General features: G+C 69.5%; 18 protein-coding genes and 3 pseudogenes. 16 read left to right on the top strand and 5 right to left on the bottom strand.

Going from position 1 to position 15,541, the window contains the following annotated elements; all coding sequences use genetic code 11:
* Positions 1-11 precede the first annotated feature (11 nt).
* A complete protein-coding gene (locus EBH09_RS00910; protein WP_121746162.1) occupies positions 12-275 on the top strand; it encodes a hypothetical protein in 264 nt (87 codons plus the stop codon).
* Here EBH09_RS00910 and EBH09_RS38385 read toward each other — a convergent pair.
* Positions 258-422 (bottom strand): hypothetical protein, encoded by a 165-nt coding sequence (locus tag EBH09_RS38385; RefSeq protein WP_238697120.1) that lies wholly within the window; start codon positions 420-422, stop codon positions 258-260. The two genes, EBH09_RS00910 and EBH09_RS38385, sit on opposite strands and share 18 nt — an antisense overlap.
* Before the next feature lie 37 nt (positions 423-459).
* On the opposite strand from EBH09_RS38385, the gene EBH09_RS00900 reads away from it, so the two are divergent.
* Together EBH09_RS00900 and EBH09_RS00895 are read left to right on the top strand one after the other, a co-directional pair.
* Entirely contained in the window at positions 460-855 is a 396-nt protein-coding gene (locus EBH09_RS00900) for an ATP-binding protein (protein WP_121745158.1), read from the top strand.
* Positions 856-1,282: 427 nt separating this feature from the next.
* Entirely contained in the window at positions 1,283-1,579 is a 297-nt protein-coding gene (locus tag EBH09_RS00895) for a hypothetical protein (protein ID WP_121745157.1), read from the top strand.
* A gap of 39 nt (positions 1,580-1,618) precedes the next feature.
* Here EBH09_RS00895 and EBH09_RS00890 read toward each other — a convergent pair whose 3' ends face one another.
* On the bottom strand, positions 1,619-2,002 hold the full coding sequence (locus tag EBH09_RS00890; RefSeq protein WP_121745156.1) for a helix-turn-helix domain-containing protein: 384 nt from the start codon (positions 2,000-2,002) through the stop codon (positions 1,619-1,621).
* A gap of 101 nt (positions 2,003-2,103) precedes the next feature.
* On the opposite strand from EBH09_RS00890, the gene EBH09_RS00885 reads away from it, so the two are divergent.
* Both EBH09_RS00885 and EBH09_RS00880 read left to right on the top strand, forming a co-directional pair.
* The gene (locus tag EBH09_RS00885; protein WP_121745155.1) at positions 2,104-2,505 is read left to right on the top strand and encodes a RidA family protein; all 402 of its coding nucleotides are present in this window, start codon (positions 2,104-2,106) and stop codon (positions 2,503-2,505) included.
* Positions 2,506-2,644: 139 nt separating this feature from the next.
* A pseudogene (locus EBH09_RS00880) lies at positions 2,645-2,815 on the top strand (iron chelate uptake ABC transporter family permease subunit); the annotation flags it as partial.
* A 130-nt stretch (positions 2,816-2,945) separates the two neighbouring features.
* Here EBH09_RS00880 and aztA read toward each other — a convergent pair.
* A complete protein-coding gene (gene aztA / locus EBH09_RS00875) occupies positions 2,946-3,680 on the bottom strand; it encodes a zinc ABC transporter ATP-binding protein AztA (protein ID WP_193776048.1) in 735 nt (244 codons plus the stop codon).
* A 23-nt stretch (positions 3,681-3,703) separates the two neighbouring features.
* On the opposite strand from aztA, the gene aztB reads away from it, so the two are divergent.
* From aztB to EBH09_RS00845, 6 genes and pseudogenes are all read left to right on the top strand, one after another.
* Entirely contained in the window at positions 3,704-4,594 is an 891-nt protein-coding gene (aztB, locus tag EBH09_RS00870) for a zinc ABC transporter permease AztB (protein WP_121745153.1), read from the top strand.
* 10 nt (positions 4,595-4,604) lie between these two features.
* Positions 4,605-5,837, top strand: a complete 1,233-nt coding sequence (locus tag EBH09_RS00865) for a hypothetical protein (protein WP_121745152.1) — start codon at positions 4,605-4,607, stop codon at positions 5,835-5,837.
* Complete coding sequence (gene aztC, locus EBH09_RS00860; RefSeq protein ID WP_121745151.1) at positions 5,834-6,796, top strand: zinc ABC transporter substrate-binding protein AztC; 963 nt, start codon at positions 5,834-5,836, stop codon at positions 6,794-6,796. The genes EBH09_RS00865 and aztC overlap by 4 nt, the downstream gene beginning before the upstream one ends.
* A gap of 88 nt (positions 6,797-6,884) precedes the next feature.
* On the top strand, positions 6,885-8,087 hold the full coding sequence (aztD, locus tag EBH09_RS00855) for a zinc metallochaperone AztD (RefSeq protein WP_121745150.1): 1,203 nt from the start codon (positions 6,885-6,887) through the stop codon (positions 8,085-8,087).
* Between the two features lie 161 nt (positions 8,088-8,248).
* Positions 8,249-8,530, top strand: a pseudogene (locus tag EBH09_RS00850) (ABC transporter permease subunit); the annotation flags it as partial.
* Positions 8,527-8,955 carry a hypothetical protein gene (locus tag EBH09_RS00845; protein WP_238697118.1) on the top strand — a complete coding sequence of 143 codons (429 nt, stop codon included), beginning with the start codon at positions 8,527-8,529 and terminating at the stop codon, positions 8,953-8,955. The pseudogene EBH09_RS00850 and the gene EBH09_RS00845, both read left to right, overlap by 4 nt.
* Before the next feature lie 169 nt (positions 8,956-9,124).
* Here the strand turns inward: EBH09_RS00845 and EBH09_RS00835 are convergent, their stop codons facing one another.
* The gene (locus EBH09_RS00835) at positions 9,125-9,412 is read right to left on the bottom strand and encodes a hypothetical protein (protein WP_121746161.1); all 288 of its coding nucleotides are present in this window, start codon (positions 9,410-9,412) and stop codon (positions 9,125-9,127) included.
* A gap of 127 nt (positions 9,413-9,539) precedes the next feature.
* Between EBH09_RS00835 and EBH09_RS38375 the strand changes: the two are divergent.
* A pseudogene (locus tag EBH09_RS38375) lies at positions 9,540-9,886 on the top strand (SpoIIE family protein phosphatase); the annotation flags it as partial.
* Between the two features lie 433 nt (positions 9,887-10,319).
* Positions 10,320-11,321 (top strand): TIGR00341 family protein, encoded by a 1,002-nt coding sequence (locus EBH09_RS00825; protein ID WP_121745148.1) that lies wholly within the window; start codon positions 10,320-10,322, stop codon positions 11,319-11,321.
* An 826-nt stretch (positions 11,322-12,147) separates the two neighbouring features.
* On the opposite strand, the gene EBH09_RS00815 is transcribed toward EBH09_RS00825, so the two are convergent.
* Positions 12,148-12,885, bottom strand: a complete 738-nt coding sequence (locus EBH09_RS00815; protein WP_121745147.1) for an NAD(P)-binding domain-containing protein — start codon at positions 12,883-12,885, stop codon at positions 12,148-12,150.
* Positions 12,886-13,032: 147 nt separating this feature from the next.
* On the opposite strand from EBH09_RS00815, the gene EBH09_RS00810 reads away from it, so the two are divergent.
* The 3 genes from EBH09_RS00810 to EBH09_RS00800 all read left to right on the top strand — a co-directional run bounded on the left by EBH09_RS00810 (position 13,033) and on the right by EBH09_RS00800 (position 15,532).
* Positions 13,033-13,881 (top strand): LysR family transcriptional regulator, encoded by an 849-nt coding sequence (locus tag EBH09_RS00810; protein WP_121745146.1) that lies wholly within the window; start codon positions 13,033-13,035, stop codon positions 13,879-13,881.
* Positions 13,882-14,824: 943 nt separating this feature from the next.
* Complete coding sequence (locus EBH09_RS00805; RefSeq protein WP_238697117.1) at positions 14,825-14,995, top strand: hypothetical protein; 171 nt, start codon at positions 14,825-14,827, stop codon at positions 14,993-14,995.
* A 210-nt stretch (positions 14,996-15,205) separates the two neighbouring features.
* Positions 15,206-15,532 (top strand): CU044_2847 family protein, encoded by a 327-nt coding sequence (locus EBH09_RS00800; RefSeq protein WP_030968161.1) that lies wholly within the window; start codon positions 15,206-15,208, stop codon positions 15,530-15,532.
* Positions 15,533-15,541: the final 9 nt, after the last annotated feature.

The following is a 15,541-nucleotide window of genomic DNA, read 5'->3' as shown; positions in this document are numbered from 1 at the left end:
AGAGGCACCTCATGACTCAGGAAACCACGGGCAAAGCGCACAAGTCGTTCCTTTCCCGCCCCGCTGTCCGCCGCCTTATACCATTCACCCTGATCACCGCGATCGCTCTGATCTTCATCTTCGAGAACCGTTCGAGTGTCGAGATCCGCCTCCTCATCCCCATGGTGACCATGCCGCTCTGGGGTGCCCTCCTGATCGCCTGGGCCCTCGGCATCCTCGCCTGCGTCTTCACCGTGCGGCGACGGTCCAACCGGCACTCACGACGACACGGGTGACGCCTCGCCCCACACCGATGCCCCAGGCGGCACAGGCTCACCACACACCAGGAAGCTGTGGTCACGCACGTCGACGAGCGGCTTCCCGTACTCGCGCACCGGGATCGCGGCGACCCGCGGATCGGACATCAACACCAGAGGGTTCATCGAGTCTCCCTGTGACGGCTTGTACCGCGGTGGCGGGATGGGGGAGGCAGAGGCCGGGTCGGGTTCGGGCAGGATGCGCGTCGACCTCGACGCCGACACCTCGCTGGCCGTTCCCGGTGACCCTGTCCTGCTGCGCCACCTGCTGACGAACGTGATCCGTAACGCCATCCAGTACAACCATCCCGGCGGCCACGTCCGCGGACGTCTCGACGCCCGCACCGTGACGGTGACCAACACGGGCCCCCACGTGCCTGCCGAACGGATTCCGGAACTGTTCGAGCCCTTCCGACGCCTCGGCGGGGACCGCACCGCCGCTAACGGCCACGGTCTGGGACTGTCCATCGCCGCCTCCATCGCCGAGGCCCACCACGCCACGCTCACGGCGTACCCAGGCGCCGAGGGCGGGCTCGCCCTCACCCTGCGCTTCCCCTGATGGTCGACCAGGGCAGAAGCTCCAACGCCCGTGTTCATGACCTGCCGTGCACCTGACGGCCGTATCGCCCCGCAGGACACCGGCAGTTCTGCGGAAGACCACGCCTTTCGTAGTCACTCGTCTCCACGGCCCAGTGCGCGGGTGTCCACGGCTCCACCTCGCCAAGGGAGCTCGCGCCCGGAGCATCGGAGTCCATCGTGTCGTCTTCGCTCCGCCGCCCGCTGGGCCCTGGCTTCCGGAACAACAACGGACCACGGGCAGAACACGCGGATGCCAACCCGACCCCGCTACGGTGCGCTCCTGAACTACGCCAACCTACATGCTGCATCACTTCAAGACGCATCATGCGAGAGTCTCCGACAGAGCGCTCTCCATAAGATTTCGTCCGGCCCTGATGGGCATCGCACATCGGGGTACACGGGGCGGCATGGCACCGAAGACCGAACGCATCCAGTTCCTGCGGGCCGTGCGGCAACTGCGCCGTATCCGCTCCTTCTACGCTGCTGCCATTGTGCTGTGGACAGGGTCCGCGGCCTGGACTGGCTGGCAGTCGCCCGGGAGCCGGCAGATGTGGGTGTCCGTCCTTCTCCTGGCCGTCTTCACCGTTCTCCTGGTCACCGCGAGCCTGTCCCTGCGGCGCCTCTCGGTCCCCGCTACCGGCCGGCCCGTCCACCATGCCGCCCCGCACAAGGCGCCGGGCACCCGCCGCCACGCCCATGCCTGAGTACCCGTCACCCTGCCGACGTTCCCCCGTATCCGGCCGTCAGGCGTCGAAACGGCCGCGCGCGCTCTCGATGTGACCGAGGTGCTGGTGAGTCCAGCCGCATATGGCGTCGACCGCGGTGCGCAGGGCCCGGCCCGGCTCGGTGAGGGTGTACTCGACTCGCGGCGGCACGGTGGGGTGCACCTTCCGGTCGACCAGGCCATTGCGCTCCAGCATGCGCAGGTTCTGGGTGAGCATCTTGTGGCTGACGCCCTCGACCTCGTTGCGCAGCTCGCTGAAGCGCAGGGTGCGCTCGCCGAGCGCCTCGATGATCAGGAGCGCCCATTTGTTGGCGACGTCCGAGAAGATCTCCCGCGCCAGGGAGTCTGCGCGCCGCAGGTCAGCGTCCTCGGGCAGGCCCTTGAGCAGTTGCTTGGTCACCATGAGGTTCCTCAGTCACCGAGAAGTGCGTTCTTCCAGTTCAGCCGCCACTCTCCTACAGTTTCCGGGTAACTACAAGAGAGCAATGCGGAAGGGCGAGCACCGTGGCCACCATTGATGCCTTCAACTACGACGTTCCGGCCGAGAGCGACTTCGGCTACTCACAGGCGATCAAGTCCGGTGAGCTGATCCACGTCTCTGGACAGCTCTCATTCGATGAGGCGGGCGAGTTCCTCTACGCGGGCGACTTCGCCGCCCAGCTCAAGCAGACCTACGCCAACATGGACAAGGTCCTGGACCACTACGGCGCCACCCGGAACCAGGTCGTCTCGCAGACCCTGTACGTGGTGAACCTGCGGCAGAACGCCGCGGCGACGGCGGAGGGCAACCTGGGGTACTTCGGAGACCACCGCCCGGCCAGCACGGTCTTGGGCATCACTGAACTGACCTTGCCCGGCCAGGTCGTCGAAATCAGCTTCGTCATCGACACGAGACTGCCCGCTTGAGGTCTCCTCCTCACACGTTCCACAGCCCTCTGAGGGCTCCGTTCGTGGAACGCCGGCCTGACCCCCGACGAGCCTGCGTCATGCTGACGAGCCGCCGAAGTCGGTATCCACTTCGCGCCGGGCACCGAAACTGCCCGTGGTCCTCTACTGGACCATGGGCAGCTTCGGTGCCGCGACTTGGGGCGCGCTGCCCGTCGTCTCCGTCGTGGTGCCGGCCGGTCCCGCGGTCCTGTACCGGTACGGGCGGGCACTGGACGTCCTCTCCCTCGGCGACGAGACCGCCGCGAGCCTCGGCTTCGATCCCGACCGGCGGTCCCGGAGGGACAGGGAGAGATACCGGCACCCAGGGGGGTGCGATGAAGTCGTCCCGTAGCGCTCGTGTGCGGCGATGCTGAAGGTCGCTGCCGTGCGCTGGGCGTCACCGGTCCGGTCCGGCCGCTTCACGCCGGCTGCCAGATCCGGGACAGGGCCACCGGGGTGAGTACCTGGTCGGGCGGACCCTGTCCGACCAGCCGTCCGTCGCTGAGGAGCAGGCAGGCATCGGCCGAGCGGGCGGCCTCCAGGTCGTGGGTGGCCTGGACGACGGTAGTGCCGTCGGCGACCAGTTCCGTCAACAGCGCCGTGATCCGATCCCGGGCTTCGGGGTCGAGCCCGGTGGTCGGCTCGTCCAGGAGCAGAAGGTCGGACTGCTGGGCGAGGCCCTGTGCGATGAGAACGCGCTGACGTTGCCCGCCGGACAACTCGCCGAGCTGGCGGTCGGTGAGGTCGGCGACGCCCAGTCGTTCCATGGCGGAGTCGACCACGGTCCGGTCCTGCCGGGTCAGCCGCCGCCACAGCCCCCGCTCTCCCCAGCGCCCCATCTCCACCGTCTGCCGTGCCGTGAGGGGGAGTGCGTCACCGACCGCGCCGCGCTGTGGCACGAAGGTCGGCGGGCGGCCTTCCGCGTACCAGAGCTGTCCGGATGTGGCGTCGATCACGCCGGCGAGGACGCCGAGCAGGGTGGACTTCCCGCTGCCGTTCGGGCCGACGAGTGCCGTCATGGCCAAAGCCGGTATCCAGGAGCTGAGTTGGCGGAGCACCGGACGGCCGGGGTAGCCCGCATCCAGGTCGGTGAAACGGACGCGGCCGTTCCTCGGTTCGGCGTCGGGCGGCGTCGGGCGGTGTTTGTTGAACATGGTTGTCATTGTAGGGTCCTCGTATGGAGTGGTTGACGGCCCCTTTCGAGGTGGCCTTTGTGCAGCGAGCCCTGTGGGCCGGGATTCTGGTGTCGGCGATATGCGCCCTGGCGGGGACGTGGGTGGTGCTGAGGGGGATGGCCTTCCTCGGTGACGCCATGTCCCACGGCCTCCTGCCGGGCGTCGCGGTCGCCGCGCTGCTCGGAGGCAACCTGCTGGTGGGTGCGGTGGTGAGTGCGGCCGTCATGACGGCCGGTGTCACCGCCCTGGGCCGCACTCCGAGGCTGTCCCAGGACACCGGTATCGGCCTGCTCTTCGTCGGCATGCTGTCCCTCGGCGTCATCATCGTGTCGCGCTCGCAGTCGTTCGCCGTGGACCTCACCGGGTTCCTCTTCGGCGACGTCCTCGCCGTACGAGAGAGCGACCTGGTCCTCCTCGGGGTGGCGCTGCTGCTGGCGCTGGCCGTCTCGGTGCTCGGTCACCGTGCCTTCCTGGCCCTGGCGTTCGACGAACGCAAGGCCCGGACGCTCGGCCTGCGTCCCCGACTGGCGCACGCCGTGCTGCTCGGCCTGCTGGCCCTGGCCATCGTCGCCTCCTTCCACATCGTGGGCACGCTGCTCGTCCTCGGGCTGCTCATCGCCCCGCCGGCGGCAGCTCTGCCCTGGGCGCGCGGTGTTCGCGGCGTCATGATCCTTGCCGCGGCCCTCGGTGCAACCGCCACCTTCGGTGGCCTGCTGCTCTCCTGGCACCTGAGCACCGCGGCGGGCGCGACCGTCTCGGCCCTCGCGGTCAGCCTCTTCTTCCTGTCCCACATGGCGTCCGGGATCCAGCACCGGCGCCGTGCACGCCGCGCCGGCCCCGCCCGCGCCGCCACGTTCACCGCGACCCCCACGACCCGACCGAACGAAACCTGAGGCGATCTCCTTGTTCGTCCGAAGAAACGTCACATCCCTGTTGCCGGCGCTTCTGTCAGTGGTTCTGCTGACCGCGGGCTGCGCGGGCCAGGACGGTGCCAGGTCCCGCCCGCCTTCTTCCTCCGCCACCCCCCACGGCTACGTCGCGGGTGCCAGCGAGGCCGCCGAGCAGCAGTCCCGGCTCCTTCTCGGCGACCCCGCCACCGGCGACACCCGTGTGCTGGACCTGATCACCGGCAAGACCCACGACACCGGGCGCAAGGCCGGCGTCACCGCACTCACCACCGACGGCCGTTTCGGCTACTTCCACGGCGCGGACGGCACCCACGTCCTGGACAGCGGCGCCTGGACGGTCGACCACGGAGACCATGTGCACTACTACCGCGCGAAGATCCGGGAGGCGGGCGAACTCCCGGGCGGCACCGGCACGAACATCCGCGGCGACGCGGGCGTAACCGTCGTCACGGCAGTGGACGGTAAGGCGGACGTCTACCCTCGCGCGGATCTGGAGAAGGGCGCCCTCGGCACCCCCGACCAGTTCCCCGGCACCTACGCCGGGCCCGTCGTGCCGTACGCGGAACACCTGGTCGCCCTCACGCGCGACGGCGACGCTCCCGCGAGGGTCGTCGTGCTCGACCGGTCCGGCAAGCGCGTCGCCACCCCCGAGTCCGCGTGCGAGGATCCGAAGGGCGACGCGGTCACCCGGCGAGGGGTCGTCCTCGGCTGCGCCGACGGCGCCCTGCTCGTCCACGAGGACGAGGGCACCTTCACCGCCGAGAGGATCCCGTACGGCGAGGATGTGCCGCAGGCGGAGCGGGCCACGGAGTTCCGCCACCGTCCGGGCAGCACCACGCTCACCGCACCCGCGGGGAAGGACGCCGTCTGGGCCCTGGACGTCACCGAACGCGCCTGGAAGCGGGTGAAGACCGGCCCCGTGGTCGCCGCCAACACCGCCGGTGAAGGCTCCCCGCTCGTCGTCCTGGAGACCGACGGTGCCCTGCACGGCTACGACATATCCACCGGCGAGGAGACCACGGTCACCGAACCTCTGCTGACGGACCTCCCCAAGGCCGGCACCGGTGAAGCCGCGGCACCGGTGATCGAGGTCGACCGGAGCCGGGCCTACCTCAACGATCCCGCCGGCAAGCGCGTGTACGAGATCGACTACAACGACGACCTCCGTGTCGCCCGCACCTTCGACCTCGACATGCGGCCGTCCCTGATGGCGGAGACAGGCCGATGAGCGCGCGTGCGCGAGCCGCGCGGGTGCGCGCCCTGCTGCTGGCCCTGGTCACCTTCTCCGTCCTCGCCGGTACGGCGACCGGCTGCGCGGGCGGCGACGACGAGCAGCCCCGGGTCGTGGTGACGACCAACATCCTCGGTGACATAACCCGGGAGATCGTCGGCGACGAGGCGGACGTCAGCGTCCTGATGAAGCCCAACGCCGACCCGCACTCCTTCGGCCTCTCGGCCGTACAGGCCGCCGAACTGGAGAACGCGGACCTGGTCGTCTACAACGGCCTGGGCCTGGAGGAGAACGTACTGCGGCACGTGGAGGCCGCCCGCGCATCGGGAGTGGCCACCTTCGCGGCGGGCGAGGCGGCCGATCCCCTCACCTTCCACGCCGGTGAGGAGGGCGGCCCCGACGACGAGGCCGGCGAGCCGGACCCGCACTTCTGGACCGACCCCGACCGCGTCCGCGAGGCGGCAGGCCTGATCGCCGACCAAGTCGTGGATCACGTCGACGGCGTGAACGAGAAGGCCGTCCGGGACAACGCCGCACACTACGACGGACAACTCGTCGACCTCACCACGTGGATGGAGAAGTCCTTCGCGGACATCCCCGAGGACCGCCGCGCCCTGGTGACCAACCACCACGTCTTCGGCTACCTCGCCGACCGCTTCGGCTTCCGCGTGATCGGCGCGGTCATCCCCAGCGGCACGACGCTCGCCTCGCCCAGCTCCTCCGACCTGCGCTCCCTCACCCAGGCCATGGAGAAGGCCAAGGTGCGCACCGTCTTCGCCGACTCCTCGCAGCCCACCCGCCTCGCGGAGGTCCTGCGTCAGGAAATGGGCGGTGACGTGGACGTCGTCTCGCTGTACTCCGAGTCGCTGACCGAGAAGGGCAAGGGCGCCGGCACCTACCTGGAAATGATGCGCGCCAACACCTCGGCCATGGCCGAGGGCCTCACCGGCGACTGACCAGCTTTCCCCGAGGGCCGGCGTACCCATCGCCGGCCGCTCCAGCACACAACCCCGTGCCCTACGGGCCGGAGAGGACATACACACGATGAACAGGTCGACACGCACCAGAATGCTTACGGGCACGGCGCTCGCCCTGACGGCGTCCATGGCGCTGAGCGCCTGTGGCGGCAGCGACGGCGCCTCGTCCGACGCCGAGCCGAAGAAGCAGACGAAGAGCAGTGAGGCCGCCGCGGTCAAGGAACCGCTGGTCGCCACCTACGACGGGGGCCTGTACGTCCTCGACGGCCAGACCCTGAAACTGGCGAAGACCGTCGAGCTGACCGGATTCAACCGGGTCAACCCGGCGGGTGACGAGGACCACGTCATCGTCTCCACGGACAGCGGGTTCCGCGTGTTCGACGCGTCCCGACAGACTTTCACGGACGCTGAGTTCAAGGGCGCGAAGCCCGGCCACGTCGTGCGGCACGGCGGCAGGACGGTCCTGTTCACCGACGGTACGGGCGAGGTGAACGTCTTCGATCCCGCGGACCTGGCCGGCGGGAAGCAGCCGGAGGGCCGAAGCTACACCTCCGCCGAGCCCCACCACGGCGTCGCCATCGAGCTGGCCGGCGGTGAACTGGTCACCACCCTGGGCACCGAGGAGAAGCGCACCGGCGCCCTCGTCCTGGACAAGAACAACAAGGAGATCGCCCGCGCCGAGAACTGCCCGGGCGTGCACGGCGAGGCCGCGGCCCAGGGGGACGTGGTCGGTCTCGGCTGCGAGGACGGCGTACTGCTCTACAAGGACGGCAAGTTCACCAAGGTCGACGCCCCCGACGACTACGCCCGCACCGGCAACCAGGCCGGCAGCGACATCTCCCCGATCCTCTTGGGTGACTACAAGACCGACCCGGACGCGGAGCTGGAACGGCCGACCCGCATAGCGCTGATCGACACCCGTACGGCGAAGATGAAGCTGGTCGACCTCGGCACCAGCTACTCCTTCCGCTCGCTCGCCCGTGGCCCGCACGGCGAAGCCCTCGTGCTCGGCACCAACGGAGTCCTCCACGTCATCGACCCGGAGACGGGCAAGGTGGAGAAGAAGATCGAAGCGGTCGGCGACTGGACCGAGCCCTTGGACTGGCAGCGGCCCAGGCCCACCCTGTTCGTCCGTGACCACACGGCGTATGTCTCCGAACCGGGCAAGCGCCAACTGCACGCCTTCGACCTGGACTCCGGCGAAAAGCTGACGTCCGTGAGCCTGCCGAAGGGCACCAACGAACTGTCGGGGACGGTAGCCGGTCACTGACCGGTCCTGCTCTGTGCGCGCCTTGAGCAGCGCCCGCCGGCCCAGGGCCGGCGGGCGCTGTGTGCTGGCCGCATCAGGCGCTCACGCGAGGTGTCCGGCGAGCCGGCGTGGTCTCGCCGCCGGCCGGCGAGATCACCGAGCCCTTGTCGCTACTCCTCTGCGTTCGTGGAGAGTTGGCCGCCGCTCACATCCTGCCCAACGCCGCGGGTCCCGCCGTCCACGCGCTCACTCTCACCACGGGCGCGCTGGTCGGCTCGGCGGTGGCGGAGAACGTCTTCGACTACCCGGGCATCGGCCGGGAACTCCAACTGGCCGTCGCGGCACGGTACCTACGCATGGTGCAGGGCATCGCCACCGTACTCGCCGGGGTAATGCTCGCGGTGCTGTTGATGGGTGACGTCTGCGCACGCCTGCTGGGCGCAGGGGAAGGACACGGCCGATGACGACCGTCCTCACACCACCGGGGAGGCGGGCACGCACCGCCCGGAGTGGCACCCTCCGGCGCCGCCGGCCGCCACTGCTCAGTGGGGCGGGCACACTGCTCGTCCTCCTGCTCGCCCTGCTGGGCCCGCTGGCCGCGCCGCACAGTCCCACCGCACAGCTCGCCGCGCCCTTCCAGGAGCCCGACGGCCAGTTCCTCCTCGGCACCGACGTGCTGGGCCGGGACGTACTGAGCCGGGTACTCAGCGGCGGCCGCACCATCGTGCCCACCGCGCTGGCGGGCACGGCCGCGGCCGCCGTGGGGGTGGCCGCCGGCGTCCTGGCGGCCATGGTGTCCCGCCGGCTGGGCGACCTGCCGCTCTCGTGCATCTTCCCGTACCAGTCCGCGTCTCCCCAGCCCGCCTGCGCTGTATGGAACTGGCCGTAGAACTCTCCGCCCAAGACTCACCCGCTACCTAAAACACGCCCAGTCGGTGGTACCTCCACCGACCGCCTCGCTCCGGCTTCCGGTCTGGGAGTAACGGCTCAATCCGCGCCCATTGCGCGTCAGTCACCGACACACCTGGACCAACGAACAGGCGATCCGGAAGGAGCGGTTATGCGCTGTCGCCATCGGCCTGTCCAGCAGCTGTCCACCAGGCGGTCACTCGGAGGGCCATCGCTTCCGGTCGCGCGCCAAGGGGGTCGAGACCGAAATGCTCCTCTAGTTCGTGCCGGAGGAACTCACCGATCTCCGTCTCGTTGGCACCGCCACGGAGCCGCTGGAGCACGGGGGGGAGCATGCAGTCGTACTCGTCCTGCACCTCGGCGGCGACGCCGATCGGGTCCCACTCATTGAGCAGATGCCGCAGATCGTTCTCAACAGATGGGCTCCAGGACTGCATCACCCCAGATTGCCACCTTGAAAGTAACCCGGCGCACCCGCCCCCACCTTGCTCCAGACGAGAGGGCAGCGACAGCAGCCGGGCGCGCGTGCTGGAGTCCGAGCTCTACTCGTCGGCCACGGTCCGGACCCTCGCCTACAGCAGCACCGGCCATCCACCGCCTGTCCTGCTCGACCTCGACGGCACCATGAGCTTCCTGGACCAGGCGACTGACCCGCCTCTCGGAGCGCGCCCCGGACACGTCCCACGGCCGGAGGCCAGTACGACCCTCACCGAGGGCGCCATCCTGGCCCTCTACACGGACGGGTCTGGTCGAATGCCGACACGAGGATATCGACGCCTGCCCGGCCCGCCTGGCCGACTCCCTCGTCCGCCACAGGGAAGCTGGCCCCGAGGCTCTGGCCGACACGCTCCTGACCGATCTCCTCCTCTTCTGGCAGCAGCGACGACACGGCATTGGTCGTCATCCGCTTGGACCCGTGTCGCCCGGAGCCCGAGCGGGACGCCGCGGCGGAGTTGCAGAAATCGGGACGGCCCCCAATTGGACTCCGCGGGCGACTCTGCCGCTGTGGTGAGGCTCATGCCCTCCGCATCCAGTGGCTCTGCCCGCGATGGCGCCGCCAGGGCCCTGACGCCCGGGCGTACGTACTGGAGGCCATGACCGAGCCCAGCAGCAGGCACTCCATGACTACATCCGCGAGGCCCCGGACCAGGGCATGGGACCCGGGAACGAGGCCGAGCAACTCGCCAAACCGTCAGGGGGCCGTTCCATGGGCGATAGCACCGACGAGGAGTTCCGGCGGGCGAAGGAGAAGCTTCTCCACTGGATGCAGGGCCGGCTTGAGCCGGACGTGCTCTCGTCGTGTCCTGCCCGCAGGAACCGTGCTGACCGTGGTTGTTTGGGCACGTGATCAGCAAAGTTCGCGCCCGTGTTCTGCCCTCCTCTCAGCGCCGTTCGCTGGACGAGCTGACCGAGGATCTGGACCTGTCGTCCGGGGACACCACGTCCAAGCGTTCGGCCTTCTGGACCATGCTGACGCTGTCGTCGGTCATCGCGGCAGGCGGAGTGCTCACGGACTCGACGGCCACCGTGATCGGCGCGATGATCATCGCACCACTGTCAACGCCGATCATGGGCATCGCTCTGGGCTCGGTGCAGCGCCGCCGTACCGGATCGGCCAGGACCGTCCTCATCGCGTGCCTCCTGGTGATCGCCGTCGGGATGGCCATGTCGGTGGTCCTCCCCAGTGACTACGACCTGCTGTCAAACAGCCAGATCTCGTCGCGGACATCGCCGGGTCTGATGGACCTGATCGCTGCCCTGGCGACCGGCTTCGCCGGCGCGGTGGCACTGGCCCGCCGGGACGTCGCCGCCGTACTGCCCGGGGTCGCGATCGCCATCTCCCTCGTCCCACCCCTGGTGGTGGTCGGGGTGTGTCTGGGGCAGCTCTCGGGATGGCTGGCGCTGGGCGCGCTGGTGCTGTTCGTGTCGAACCTCTTCGCCCTGGTCTTCGGGGGCGTCGTGGTCTTCGCCTCGCTGGGCTACGCCGCGGAGGCCGACAAGGAGGCCGGACGGCCCGCCCACAGGACATACGCCGCCATGGTCCTGTTGTTCGCCGTCGTCTTCGTTCCACTGACGGCCAATACCGTGGTCACGCTGCTGCTCAACGTCTGGACCGGGCGGACCAAGGGCGTGGCGCAGCAATGGCTCGCCGACGAGCGGGGCGCGTCCGTCACAAGCGTCGACGCGACCTCCCGGACGATGTACATCCACGTCCGCATCCCCGGCAACCTCCCACCGGTGGAGACTCTGCTCGAACGGCTGGAGGGCCGGATCCCGGACGGCATCCCCATTGTGGTGGACGCGTCACGCGGTCGGCGCATCGACGCCGGGGTGGTTGGCGACTGAATGCCGGACCGTTCCATCCAGCCGTGGCCGATCTCATGGATTGGGCTGGCAGACAGCTGTGATGTGCCGGCTCTGCTGGGCCCGGCAGCGTGGTGTGGGCCGACATCGAGCACACCCCCGGCGATCGATCCGACTCGTGGGGGAAGGTGGTCGACATTCCCGAGGTGACCGGTCGTGTCGTGGTGAGGCGGGTCCCCATCGAGCCGCACTACTGGGAATTGCAGCAGGTCAGCTAAGGCGTGTCTCTCTGATGGGCTGGTCAGTCGATCGGATGTGTTCGGACCCTGCCACGAAGACCTACGTCGCCCGTCGAGTGGCCGAAGGCAAGGCCTCTCGCGACGCACGACGCTGTCTCAAACGCGCTGTCGACAGCTCTTCAAGATCCTCGAGCGCTTCGACCGGAACGACAAGAGCCCCTTGAAGATCTCCTCCAAGTAGCTTGACGCCGATATGGCAGCCTCGGGGCGGAACAGGTGGGACAGCCGAGGTCATCGGGCTCACAGCGCGGAGGTTCGGCGACTCCTGGCAGCTTGTCGTGCCCGGCTCCCGCACCTGGCCGGACGCCGAGGACTACACCACGCGCTGAGCTGGTCGGCCTGGCGCCGCCGACGCCAGGCAGTCGCCCGCTGCTGCCACTGCCTGCGGCGTTGTCGCGCGATCGAGGGGCGGTCTCCGTGAGACCGCACCCCCCACACGATCGAAGTCCCGCTACACTCCAGCCGCCCAGCGAAACCTGCAGGCCAGACAGTACAGCCCTGTTGGAGTACTGGCTCACGTTGGTCTCGGCTGTGGCCTCGCAGGCGACCGAGGGCTTGATCGTCCGCGGTTACATCCGGAAACCCGCTGGCCCTCGCACCGCGGCGGCGGCGAGCTCCTTGATCCGGGCGACGGGTACGGGTACACCGGGTGCCTGCTGGACCCAGGACACGAATTCCATGGTGGTGAGGCCGGAGGGCGGCTGCCCCACGTACGGGATGGCGTACAGAGGGGTGTTCGGTTCGCTGCGCCAGCTGTCGGCCAGTGTGCCGAGGTCGACCGCATCGAAGCCGAGGACATCCAGCAGGTCGGCCACCTCCTTCCTGGCGTCCGGGTCGTCGCCGGAAATTGGCAGCGCGGTACGGTCGGGGGCTCCGGCCGGGCGGAACAGCTCCAACAACTGCTTGGGGCCGATGTTGTGCAATGCCTTCACCACCTGGGCATCTGGGAGGTGGCGCTGCACCAGTTGGCTGGACGTCAGCTCGTCGCTGTCGAGTTCCGGGACCTCGAATTCGCTATGTGGCGCGTAGTTCATCGGGTCGATCACGGTCTTGCCGGCGAGCTCCGCCCGGGGCAACTGCTCGTGGGCGGCCAGAGGCACGGACGCGATGACAGGATTGCCGGCTGCTGCTGTCTCTGCCGGGGTGGCCGCGCGGGCCCGCTCGCCGAGCTCCGAAACGAGACCGGCCAGCGTTTCGGGACCGCGTGAGTTGCTCAGGACGACGTTCAGGCCCGCGTCCACGGCGCGGCGGGCGACCCCGAGGCCGACCATGCCGGTGCCGATGACTCCGAGGGTTGTTGTGCTCACTCTGTTCTCCGTTCACTTGTCCCCGCGTCGCAGCATCCGGCGGCAGGGCCACCCCGGCGGGCTCGGAACCATCACAGCCGGAGTGACCTGCGCGAACAATGACCAGAAACGCCCAGCGGCGATCACATGATGTGATAGATCAGGCGGATGGAACTGAGAGCGCTGCAGTACTTCGTGGCCGTATCCGAGGAGCTGCACTTCGGGCGCGCGGCGCAACGGCTGGGCATAGTGCAGCCGGCGGTCAGCCAGCAGATCGCCCGGCTCGAACGCGAGCTCGGCGTGCGCCTGCTCGACCGCACCTCGCGCCGGGTACGGCTCACCCCGGCCGGCGAACGAGTGCTCGCCGCGGCTCGTAGGACCCTCGCCGCGGCGGCCCGGGTGCGGGTGGTTGCCGGAGAACCGGCGGCCGTCCTGCGGATCGGGGTGGCGTCCTGCACCACCCGACGGCTTGACCGGGCGCTGGGCCGCCTGAGCGACGGCGAACGCCCCGCCGAGCCGAGATTGGTCGACCTGCCGGTGGCCGCGCGACTCGACGCCGTCCGCGACGGAGAGCTGGACCTGGCGCTGGTGCGGGGCGCGCTCACCTCCACGGCGGTGACGGTGGTGCGTACCTGGTCCGAGCCGCTGCACGCGGTGCTCGCGCGCGGCCACCCCGCCGCCCGCAAGCCCGTGGTCAGCCTGCACGACCTCGACCCGTACGGTCTGCGGCTTCCCGCCCGAGACAGTGACCCGCCGATGCATGACGCGATCCTTGCCGCCCTGCCCATGGCCCCGCTGCGGCCTCCTGCCGGGGACATGCTCAACGTGCTGTTCGAGGTGGGCCGGGACACCGAGGGCTGGACGCTGATGCCGGCCGAGCAGCTCGACGTGTCCCGCTCCGAGCGGTTGCTCCAGATGCCGCTCGACCCGCCGGTGACCGTCGATGGCCACGTCGTCACCTCACTGGCCACCCCGGAGCCGTGCGTGGCGTCGTACGTGGCCGCGTTCGCGGACTGAACTTCCGCCTCGGGCGAGCGCTCCCAGCTCACGTACCGGCGGGCGGGGACCGGCCCGGGGCGTCCGCCTGGTCTTCGCCCTGCCGGCCGGCCCTGCAGCGTCCTCTCCACCTCACCACCGAGAGCTCACGCCTCTCTAGCCAGACGACCGGTCCAGGCCGCCAGCAGCCCGGGCCGTGGAAGACGTTGCACTCCGGCTGTAAACGCTGTTGTTCCCGGCGATCATGGACATCGCGGTGCTGACGGTGGGCGTGGGCATCGAGAAGGTGCGCCTTCACGCGCAGTGCGCCACGGCCGGCGCCGCCTGCTCGGGATGCGGAGTCTGCTCGACCCGAGTTCACAGCACCTCCCTGGGGATTCTCGCTGATGTCCCGAGCGCCGGACGAAGCGTCGTGCTCCAGCCGCGGGTCCGGCGGTTCCGGTGCGGGAACAGCGAGTGCCCACGTCAGACGTTCGTGGAGCAGATATCCGGCCTCACTCGCAGGCATGGCCAGCGCCACGAGCGACTGCGCTCCACTCTGACCGCAGTCGGCCTCGCCCTGGCTGGTCGAGCCGGTGGGGAGCCGGACGTGGCCTCGGCAGTCGGCGTGCAGGGCGCATTGCAGGGCCGGCAGTCGGGCGGCGGGGGAGGGGAAGCGGGGCAGCGCCCCCCGAGGTAGGTGAGCATTTCCCACACCCACACCCACACCCACACCCGCAGCCGCACCCGCAGCCGTTCGCCCGGTCCGTGCGGGGCACGGGCGTTCCTGGCTGCCGCACCGGCCGGCCGTGCGCGTGTGGAGGCGAGCAGGGTGTCGGGCACGACGGCGGTGTTGGTGATGGCGGCCGCGCAGGCGGCGCATGCATCCCAGTGAGGCACCACACGCGGCCGCTGCCGTCGCAGGTCAGCGCCAGAAGCACGGGGCCGGCGCAGCCGCGGGGTGACAGGGGTGCGGAAGGAGGCGGTGCGGCCGAAGCGGCTCCTCTACGACGACGCCTTCTACTGCGTTCGCCATCTCCACCAGAAGATGGATGCCGAGACCTTCGTCCAAGGCGCCCGGGTGTGGATGGACGTCCTGCGGGAGCAGCATCCGGATGCGTGCAAGAGTCTCCTCGCCGAGCTGGGAGCCCGGTAACGGACCAGCAGTCGCCCCACGGTCCTGTTCGCCTTCCTCCGTGGCGGCGAGCGGGGCCGAGTTCGTTGCCGTGAAGGCGAAGTCCGTACGGCAGTACACCCGAAGAGCGGAGCCACTGCCGGAGGCCGCAGTACTATGTCGGGCCGGGATGATCCGCACAACTCACCGGGCCCACAAGTAATTTGCATGGCCCAGCAGAAGGGTAGCCGCGTGTACCTGAGTGTCCCTTTCGAGGACGGCGAGGTCTTCGTCGTCGAGCTGTCCGACGAGCAGGGTTCCGGGGTGATCCGGGCCAGCCGCGGCGACGAGCTCTTCGAGACGTCCGCCGAGACGTTCGAGTCGGGGATGGCACGGGTGCAGCGGGTGGCCGCGACCATGCTGGAGCGGCTGGCGGATCTGCCACGCAGCCCCGACCACGTCCGTGCGGAGTTCGGACTGCGGGTGACAGCTGAGGCGGGTCTTGTTGTGGCGAAGGGATCCGGGGAGGCACACATCAAGCTGGAACTGGAGTGGGGCCGGACCGAGGGCGGTACGTGACACCGGCGG

The sequence above is a fragment of the Streptomyces sp. E2N166 genome, assembly GCF_003671715.1.
GTDB classification, from domain to species: domain Bacteria; phylum Actinomycetota; class Actinomycetes; order Streptomycetales; family Streptomycetaceae; genus Streptomyces; species Streptomyces thinghirensis.
The sequence above is the reverse complement of the archived record's forward strand: the minus strand, read 5'-3'. Positions and strand labels throughout refer to the sequence as shown.